The sequence below is a fragment of the Massilia sp. LXY-5 genome (assembly GCF_059801075.1).
The window spans coordinates 105,694-114,743 of record NZ_JBNNEH010000009.1; the positions used below are offsets into that span (position 1 = coordinate 105,694).

The window sequence follows — 9,050 nt, forward strand, 5'->3', positions numbered from 1 at the left end:
ATTGACGACCGGCTATTTTATTTCCTTATAGATCAATAAGTTGCAATACAGGCACGGTAATTGCTAACTCAGCATGGGTAACTGAAAAGTCCGACATTCATACGGACGCGTCCAAACCTACTGAAAGCGAACCATGTCGAAAAACCTGCTGCGTTCCACCCTGATCACCGCCTTTGGCGCCATGCTGTCGGCCCCGATGTTTGCACATGCCGCCGTCATTCCGAACTCGACCACCACCGCCAAGGTCGGCTTCGACCTGTCCGACTCCGTGTCGGACAAGCTCGTTGGCGGCGCAAGGACCAATGGTCCTACCACTTCTTCGGTGACCCTCGGCACCACCCAGGTCGCCAAATTCAACCCCAACACCGGTGTCCTGACCGGCGTGACGGTGAATCTCACCGAGTCCGTACACAAGCAGACGACGGCGGTCACCTCGGCCGGCACGACGGCCGGTTCGAACAACACCAGTGAAACCGCATCGGGCTCCGGCAGCAGCACGGTCAAGGCCGTGGTGACGGGTGCGTCGACCACCTCGAGCACGCTCATCAAGACCGATTCCTGTGCAGCGAAACGGAAAGATGCCTGTTCCGACGGCGCGGCGACGCAAACGGCGAACTACAATTTCTCGGTCGCTTCGAGCGCACTGGATGCGTACGCCGGCAGCGGCACCTTCGGCGTGACGCAGACGGCAGCGCTGTCGGCCGAGACGACCGCGAACAGCTTCCCAAGCGAGGCAACCACGACGTCGACCGTCAACTGGACCGGCAATCTGAGCGCAACTTACGAGTACCTGCTGCACGCAGCGCAATCGTTCGACGGCAGCTCGGCACTGACCCTGAATCTGGACTTCGGTTCGGTCTACCTGGGCGACAGCGTCGGCGACCAGGCTTTTTCGATCTTTAATGGCGGCGGCAACCGTGTCGGCCTGCAATTGACCGGCGTGAACCAGACCGGTACCGGCAACGGCATGTTCTCGACCAACCTGAACACCTACAGCAACATCGCTGCAGGCGCCAGCCAGGCCTTCATGGCCTCCTTCCTCGCCAACCAGCTGGGCAGCTACAGCACCAGCTACCAGCTGACCCTGGCGGACCTGGCCCCATCGGGCAGCTACGCGGCCAGCACGCTGTACTCGGGCTATAACCTGACCCTGAACCTGGCCGGTAATGTCATCGCACGTCCGGCCCAGAACGATGTGCCGGAACCGGCAACCCTGATGCTGCTGGGCCTGGGCGCCGCAGCGTTCGGCGTCAGCCGCAAGCGCAAGGCCTGAGTCGTTCGAAGGTAAAAAATAAAAGGCCAACTGCACTCAGTTGGCCTTTTTTCGTTAACCCGGCTTTGTCTTCGCGCCGCGCGCCGGCCGCTCTGGCGGCCCCTGGAAATGCTCGACCAGGAAATCGATGAAGGCACGCGCGCGGAGCGTCTGGTTTCTCTGGCTCGGGTAGTAGACGAACAGGTCGGCCGCCGGCAGGGCAAACTCGGGCAGTACGATCCTGAGCCTGCCGCTGTCGAGGTAGCGGGCCAGGTCCCATTCCGAGCGGATCAGGATGCCGTGGCCGTCCAGCGCCCAGCCGAGGACAATGTCGCCGTCGTTGCTTGACAACATGCTGTGAACCTTGACGACTTCGGTGTCCTCCCCTTGCAGGAAGCGCCAGATCCCGTAGGCATCGTCGTTCTGGCGGTGGATGATGCAGCGGTGATCGGCGAGTTCGGCCAGGCTGCGCGGGCTGCCGTGGCGCTCGAGGTAGGCCGGCGAAGCACATAGAAAGCGCCGGTTCGACAGGATGCGGCGCGCGTTCAGGCGTTTATCCGGCAGCGCGCCGAAGCGGATCGCCAGGTCGAAGCCGCTTTCCACCAGGTCGACCGGCCGGTCCGTCACTTCCATCTGCACTTCCACCTCCGGATAGCGCGCCGCAAAGTGCGATACCAGCGGCGCGATCGTCGTGCGTCCGAACCCCAGCGTCGCGTTCACCCGCAGCAGCCCGCGCGGCGTGGCGCGTCCCTGCGCCACTTCGTCTTCCATTTCCGTGATCTCGGCCAGGATGCGCGTCGCGTGGCGCAGGTAGGTCTCGCCCTCGCTCGTCAGGCTGACGCTGCGCGTGCTGCGGTTCAAGAGGCGCACGCCGAGCCGGCTTTCCAGGGCCGCGAGGCGTTTGGTGGCCGCGGGCGGGGTCAGGTCGATGGCACGCGCCGCCGCGGCCAGGCTGCCGAGGCGCGCGACCAGCACGAAGAAACGCATGTCGGACGTGGGTTCAGTCTTCACTTTAGTTCAGTTAATAATTGAATTGAAGTGAATTATAGGGCGGTCCGCACGATTTACTCTATCGCTTTCCATGCCCCAGACCACACCAGGAGACAGCCGTGAGAATCGTAGAAATCCGTGAACAAACTTTGCCCATCAGCTCGCCGATCCGGAATGCGTATATCGACTTCAGCAAGATGACGCTGAGCCTGGTCGCCGTGATCACCGACGTGGTCAGGGACGGCAAGCCGGTGGTCGGCTACGGCTTCAATTCGAACGGCCGTTACGGCCAGGGCAAGCTGATGCGCGAGCGTTTCATTCCGCGCATCATGGAAGCCGACCCGGCCTCGCTGGTCGATGACGCCGGGACCAACCTCGACCCGCACAAGATCTGGAACTGCATGTTCACCAACGAAAAGCCGGGCGGCCACGGCGAGCGTTCGGTTGCCATCGGCACGATCGACATGGCGGTCTGGGATGCGGTGGCGAAAATCGAGGGCAAACCCCTGTTCCAGCTGCTGGCCGACCGCTACGGCAACGGTCAGCCGGAGCGCAAGATCTTCGTCTACGCGGCCGGCGGCTATTACTATCCGGGCCAGGACCACAACAAGCTCAAGGACGAGATGCGCAGCTACATCGACCGCGGCTACACGGTGGTGAAAAAGAAGATCGGCGGCGCCTCGCTCGACGAGGACCTGCGCCGCATCGACAGCGTCTTGTCCGTGCTGCAGGACGGCCAGAAGCTGGCGGTGGACGCCAACGGCCGCTTCGACCTCGATACCGCGATCCAGTACGCCAAGGCGCTGTCGCAGTACGACCTGTTCTGGTACGAAGAGCCGGGTGACCCGCTTGACTTCGAGCTGCAGGCGACCCTGCGCAATTACTACAAGAATCCGATGGCGACCGGCGAGGACCTGTTCTCGATGCAGGACGCGCGCAACCTGATCCGCTACGGCGGCATGCGCGCCGACCGCGACTGGCTGCAGTTCGACTGCGCCCTGTCGTACGGCCTGGTCGAATACCTGCGTACCCTCGACATGCTGCGCGAGCACGGCTGGTCCCCGCGCCGCTGCATCCCGCACGGCGGGCACCAGATGTCGCTGAATATCGCGGCCGGCCTGGGCCTGGGCGGCAACGAGTCCTATCCGGACCTGTTCCAGCCCTTCGGCGGTTTCCCGGACGGGGTCAGGGTCGACAACGGCTACATCACCATGCCGGACCTGCCCGGCATCGGCTTCGAAGGCAAGGCGGACCTGTACGCCGAGATGCAGAAGCTGTCGGCCTGAACGCCCGGCCGCTATCTGGAGCGCGGCAGCGGCGTTCCCTTGTCGATCACCTCGTGGCAATCGCCGCGGATTCTCGCGTTGTCGTAATCGGTCCAGCCATAGCTGTCGACATAGCGGGTATGCCGCTTCAACCGGGCGCTGGCGATGCTGCGGTCCAGCGTCTCGCCCGGATAGCGGATGTCGCCCAAATCGACCAGCGTATGGAACACGTTCTCGGTGGAGAGGGGCGCTTGCCGGTGCGCGCGCAGCTGCGCGACCTTGTCGGGGAAGCGCGCGCCATAGCTGTCCGAATACCAGGCAAAGGCGGGCACGTGGAATTCGTACTGCGTATTATGGCCATGGAAAACCTGGCGGCAGCTGCCGTCGAACAGGGTCTGGCCGTGATCGGCCACGTACATCAGCGCCGCCGCCTTGTTCGACACTTTCAGGTTGCCGATCAGCTGGGCCAGGAACCAGTCCGTATATAAAATCGAATTGTCGTAGCTGTTGTTCAGCTGCGGCTTGATCGCGGTATCGGTGACCACCGGTTTCAATACTCCGGCCAGCGAAGGTTTCCACTGGTCGAAGCGGGCCGGATAGCGCTGCGCGTAATTCCAGTGGCTGCCCAGGGTGTGCAGGACGATCAGCTTTTTTGCGGCCGGGTCGCCCAGCGCGCGCGCGAACGGCTTGAGCAGCGCCTCGTCGTAATTCGAGTTATCCCGGAAGCCGCCCAGGTTCAGGAATTCGACCTGGTCCGCTTCCTTGGCGAAGACGGAGACCGGCGTGTCGAATTTACCGAAGGACATCTGGTTCGACAGCCAGAAGGTTTTATAACCCGCTTCCTTGAAGGCTGTAATAAAGGATTTTTCGGTAAAGCCGTCCTTTAGACTCTGCATCGCGGGTTTGCGCGAAATGATGACCGGCACCGACAGGCGCGTGGCCGAGACCGAGGTGATCAGGTCCTGCAGGGCCACCAGATTTTCTTCCTGCGACAGCAGCGGATTGGTCGGGCGTGCGTAGCCGTTCAGGCTCCAGCGGTCGAAGCGCGCCGATTCTCCCAGCACCATCACGATCACGTCCGGAGAATGGGCCGGATCGGCCTGGCGGGCGCCGAAGCGGAACGCGGCGCTTCTCCGGTTCAGGTCCGCCAGATACACCCGTTCCTTGTAAAAATCGAGTCCGCGCGCCACCACGCCGAAGGGCCAGGACTGGGCAAAGGCTTTGATGTCGAAGGGCGGCTGCGCCCAGGAAGGCAGGCGCGGCAGGGTGAAGGCGGACGGGGCGCTCCCCTTGGCCGCGGCGACATTCGTTTTGTGCCCGTAGGCGAACAGGGCGAGGGCGACGAGCAGCAGACCCAGCACGAGCGGGCGCGAGCGGTCGTTCCAGTCGAAGTCGCGCGTCGCCAGCGCGATGCGCCAGGTCGCCGCCCACCAGGCGACCACGCCCACCATCACGCCCAGCAGCAGCCAGGCACGCGCGCCCAGGAATTCCAGTGCCTCCATCGGGCTGGTCTCGGCCATGATGCCCAGGTGGTGGGTCGAGATGCCCTGGCCATAGTAGAGATACAAATACAGTTCGGCCGGCAGCGCGATAAAGGCCGGCAGCAACAGCCAGTGGAACCAGGCCGGGCGCTTGAACAGGGCCCAGACGGCGATCCAGGCGAACACGGCCATGCCGGCCAGCTGGGCCGGGCGCGTGACGGGCAGGCCCAGCGCCAGCGGAAACAGGGGCACCACCGACAGCACCAGGTAAGTGAGGACGAGGGTCAGGTTGGCGGGGCGCAGCAAAGGTCGCATGGAGAACGGGGACGATAAAGGTCGGCTATTATCCGGCCTTTGGCGCAGGAAATGCGGCCGGAAAAGCGATTTCTCTGCCGCCAAGCAGGCAGGGAGTCGCTGCTCTGTGTGTCAGGACTACCACAGCCGTTTGCGTCTTCGGCCGCGGGGCTGCCCATCAAATCAGCAAATCGGTTGACCGCAGATTGCGACAAGTCTATACTCGCGAGTTCTCGATTTATTCTGCACATCGCTTACGCATTCGCAGCCGCTCCTTCGGTGAGTGGCTTTCGTCGCCGTAGCTAGTAGTCATTCGGGACTAGGTTTCAGTCCCCGGACCTCATGTTCGGGTCATCAACTGTAGTACTTTGTTGGATTAGGAACGATGCCAACCATCAATCAACTGATTCGCAAGCCGCGCGTTGCCGCGGTTGTGAAGAGCAAGTCGCCGGCACTTGAAAACTGCCCGCAAAAGCGCGGTGTCTGCACCCGTGTGTACACCACGACCCCGAAGAAGCCTAACTCGGCTCTGCGTAAAGTCGCCAAAGTTCGCCTGACCAACGGTTTCGAAGTCATTTCGTACATCGGCGGTGAAGGCCACAACCTGCAAGAGCACAGCGTTGTCCTGCTGCGCGGCGGTCGTGTGAAAGACTTGCCGGGTGTGCGTTACCACATGGTCCGCGGTGCACTGGATACCCAGGGCGTGAAAGACCGTAAGCAAGCTCGCTCGAAGTACGGTGCGAAGCGCGCCAAGGCCGGCGCCAAGAAGTAATATTCTGCGGTCCTGGTCACATCGGGGTCACATTTAAAAGTTAAGTTGAGCCGGCCGTAAGGTCGAGTAAGTGAGTGGTCATGATGGCCCTCGCGAGTGCTGGATCAGCACTCAACTGAAGATAGGAAGGAATTGAAATGCCACGTCGTCGTGAAGTACCCAAGCGCGAGATCCTGCCAGATCCAAAATTCGGCAATACGGATGTCGCCAAGTTCGTCAACGTTCTGATGTTGTCCGGCAAGAAGTCGGTCGCTGAAAACATCATCTACGGTGCGTTTGAACATATCCAGACCAAATCGGGCAAGGACCCGCTGGAAGTGTTCGCGGCCGCGATCAACAACTGCAAGCCGATGGTCGAGGTGAAATCCCGCCGCGTCGGCGGCGCCAACTACCAGGTGCCAGTGGAAGTTCGTCCGGTCCGTCGTATGGCGCTGTCCATGCGTTGGTTGCGCGAAGCCGCAAACAAGCGCAGCGAAAAATCCATGCCACAACGCCTCGGCGGTGAACTGATGGAAGCGGCTGAAATGCGCGGTGGCGCCATGAAGCGTCGTGACGAAGTGCACCGTATGGCTGAAGCGAACAAGGCGTTCTCGCACTTCCGCTTCTAAGCACAAAGCAGCATCTGTTGTTCAGGCCGGGCACATTTTGATAACAAGATGCCGCCCGGTTTTGTCCATTCAAAGATTTAGGAAAAATTATGGCACGCAAGACCCCCATTGAGCGCTACCGCAATATCGGTATCTCCGCTCACATCGATGCTGGTAAAACCACCACCACCGAACGCGTCCTGTTCTACACCGGCGTGAACCACAAGATCGGCGAAGTGCACGACGGCGCCGCGACCATGGACTGGATGGAGCAGGAGCAGGAACGCGGCATTACCATTACCTCGGCAGCGACGACCTGCTTCTGGAAGGGTATGGCCAACAACTTCGAGCCGCACCACATCAACATCATCGACACCCCGGGCCACGTCGACTTCACCATTGAAGTCGAGCGCTCGATGCGCGTGCTGGACGGCGCCTGCATGGTTTACTGCGCAGTCGGCGGCGTGCAGCCACAGTCGGAAACCGTGTGGCGCCAGGCTAACAAGTACAAAGTGCCACGTCTGGCCTTCGTCAACAAGATGGACCGTACCGGTGCGAACTTCTTCAAGGTCTACGAGCAGATGCGCGCTCGCCTGAAGGCAAACCCGATCCCTCTGCAGATCCCGATCGGCGCGGAAGAGAACTTCCTGGGCGTGGTCGACCTGGTCAAGATGAAAGCAATCATCTGGGACGACGCTTCGCAAGGCATGAAGTTCGACTACCGCGACATCCCGGCCGAACTGGTTGATCAAGCCAACGAATGGCGCGAGAAGCTGGTCGAGACCGCTGCTGAAGCGACCGAAGAGCTGATGAACAAGTACCTGGAAGAAGGCGACCTGTCGGAAGCCGACATCAAGGCAGCCCTGCGCCAGCGTACCATCGCGTCGGAAATCGTCCCGATGATGTGCGGCACCGCGTTCAAGAACAAGGGCGTGCAAGCCATGCTCGACGCCGTCATCGAATACCTGCCATCGCCAGTGGACATTCCACCAGTCGGCGGCACGGACGAAGACGACCAGCCGACCACCCGCCGCGCTGCCGACGACGAGAAATTCTCGGCGCTGGCATTCAAGATCATGACCGACCCGTTCGTCGGCCAGCTGATCTTCTTCCGCGTCTACTCGGGCATGGTCAATTCGGGCGACACCGTCTACAACCCGGTCAAGGGCAAGAAGGAACGCCTGGGTCGTATTCTGCAGATGCACGCGAACCAGCGCGAAGAAATCAAGGAAGTCCGCGCCGGCGACATCGCCGCTGCAGTCGGCCTGAAAGAAGCGACCACGGGCGAAACCCTGTGCGATCCTTCGTCGATCATCACGCTGGAAAAGATGGTCTTCCCTGAGCCGGTCATTCAGCAGGCTGTCGAGCCGAAGACCAAGGCCGACCAGGAAAAGATGGGCCTGGCCCTGAACCGCCTGGCACAGGAAGATCCGTCGTTCCGCGTGCGTACCGACGAAGAGTCGGGCCAGACCATCATCGGTGGTATGGGCGAGCTGCACCTGGAAATTATCGTTGACCGCATGAAGCGCGAATTCGGCGTCGAAGCCACCGTCGGCAAGCCACAGGTTGCCTACCGCGAAACGATCCGCAAGTCGGTGTCGGACGTCGAAGGCAAGTTCGTCAAGCAGTCGGGTGGTCGCGGCCAGTACGGTCACGCAGTCCTGACCATCGAGCCGCAAGAGCCGGGCAAGGGCTTCGAGTTCGTCGACGCCATCAAGGGCGGTGTGATTCCTCGCGAATACATCCCTGCGGTCGAAAAAGGTGTGCGCGAGACCCTGACCGCCGGCGTGCTGGCTGGTTACCCGGTCGTCGACGTGAAAGTCACCGTCACCTTCGGTTCGTACCACGACGTCGACTCGAACGAGAACGCGTTCCGTATGGCCGGTTCGATGGCATTCAAGGACGGCTGCCGCAAAGCATCGCCAGTCATCCTCGAGCCAATGATGGCCGTGGAAGTGGAAACGCCGGAAGACTACGCCGGTTCCGTGATGGGCGACCTGTCGTCCCGCCGCGGCATGGTGCAGGGCATGGACGAAATCCCAGGCGGCGGTGGCAAGATCATCAAAGCCGAAGTGCCTCTGTCGGAAATGTTTGGTTACTCGACCTCGCTGCGTTCGGCGACCCAAGGCCGTGCAACCTACACGATGGAATTCAAGCACTATTCGGAAGCGCCTAAGCACGTGATCGACGCGATCGTCACGGCCAAGTCGAAGTAATAGCAATATCCGCCTGCCGGGGCCAGTCCTCGGCAGGCTGAACAACAAAACACAAATAAATCGTTCTTTTAAAGGAAGATCAAAATGGCAAAAGGTAAATTCGAGCGGACCAAGCCGCACGTCAACGTCGGTACCATCGGACACGTTGACCACGGCAAGACCACGCTGACCGCAGCAATCGCAACCGTCCTGT

Annotated in this window: 8 protein-coding genes; 6 read left to right on the plus strand and 2 right to left on the minus strand. The window is 61.2% G+C overall.

Annotation, left to right across the window (positions count from 1 at the left end; genetic code table 11):
* Positions 1-133 precede the first annotated feature (133 nt).
* On the plus strand, positions 134-1,273 hold the full coding sequence (locus tag ACI48I_RS23890; RefSeq protein ID WP_498575698.1) for a PEP-CTERM sorting domain-containing protein: 1,140 nt from the start codon (positions 134-136) through the stop codon (positions 1,271-1,273).
* A 54-nt stretch (positions 1,274-1,327) separates the two neighbouring features.
* Here the strand turns inward: ACI48I_RS23890 and ACI48I_RS23895 are convergent, their stop codons facing one another.
* Entirely contained in the window at positions 1,328-2,263 is a 936-nt protein-coding gene (locus ACI48I_RS23895; protein WP_498575699.1) for a LysR family transcriptional regulator, read from the minus strand.
* Between the two features lie 98 nt (positions 2,264-2,361).
* Between ACI48I_RS23895 and ACI48I_RS23900 the strand changes: the two genes are divergently transcribed.
* Complete coding sequence (locus ACI48I_RS23900) at positions 2,362-3,528, plus strand: mandelate racemase/muconate lactonizing enzyme family protein (protein WP_498575700.1); 1,167 nt, start codon at positions 2,362-2,364, stop codon at positions 3,526-3,528.
* Positions 3,529-3,539: 11 nt separating this feature from the next.
* Here the strand turns inward: ACI48I_RS23900 and ACI48I_RS23905 are convergent, their stop codons facing one another.
* Entirely contained in the window at positions 3,540-5,303 is a 1,764-nt protein-coding gene (locus tag ACI48I_RS23905; RefSeq protein ID WP_498575701.1) for a phosphoethanolamine transferase, read from the minus strand.
* Between the two features lie 364 nt (positions 5,304-5,667).
* Between ACI48I_RS23905 and rpsL the strand changes: the two genes are divergently transcribed.
* From rpsL to ACI48I_RS23925, 4 genes are all read left to right on the plus strand, one after another.
* The gene (rpsL, locus tag ACI48I_RS23910) at positions 5,668-6,054 is read left to right on the plus strand and encodes a 30S ribosomal protein S12 (RefSeq protein WP_056336781.1); all 387 of its coding nucleotides are present in this window, start codon (positions 5,668-5,670) and stop codon (positions 6,052-6,054) included.
* A 137-nt stretch (positions 6,055-6,191) separates the two neighbouring features.
* Positions 6,192-6,662 carry a 30S ribosomal protein S7 gene (rpsG, locus tag ACI48I_RS23915; RefSeq protein WP_056336784.1) on the plus strand — a complete coding sequence of 157 codons (471 nt, stop codon included), beginning with the start codon at positions 6,192-6,194 and terminating at the stop codon, positions 6,660-6,662.
* Positions 6,663-6,751: 89 nt separating this feature from the next.
* The gene (gene fusA, locus ACI48I_RS23920) at positions 6,752-8,857 is read left to right on the plus strand and encodes an elongation factor G (protein ID WP_193687474.1); all 2,106 of its coding nucleotides are present in this window, start codon (positions 6,752-6,754) and stop codon (positions 8,855-8,857) included.
* 84 nt (positions 8,858-8,941) lie between these two features.
* On the plus strand, positions 8,942-9,050 hold a 109-nt coding region (locus ACI48I_RS23925), incomplete at its 3' end, for a GTP-binding protein (RefSeq protein WP_038204084.1).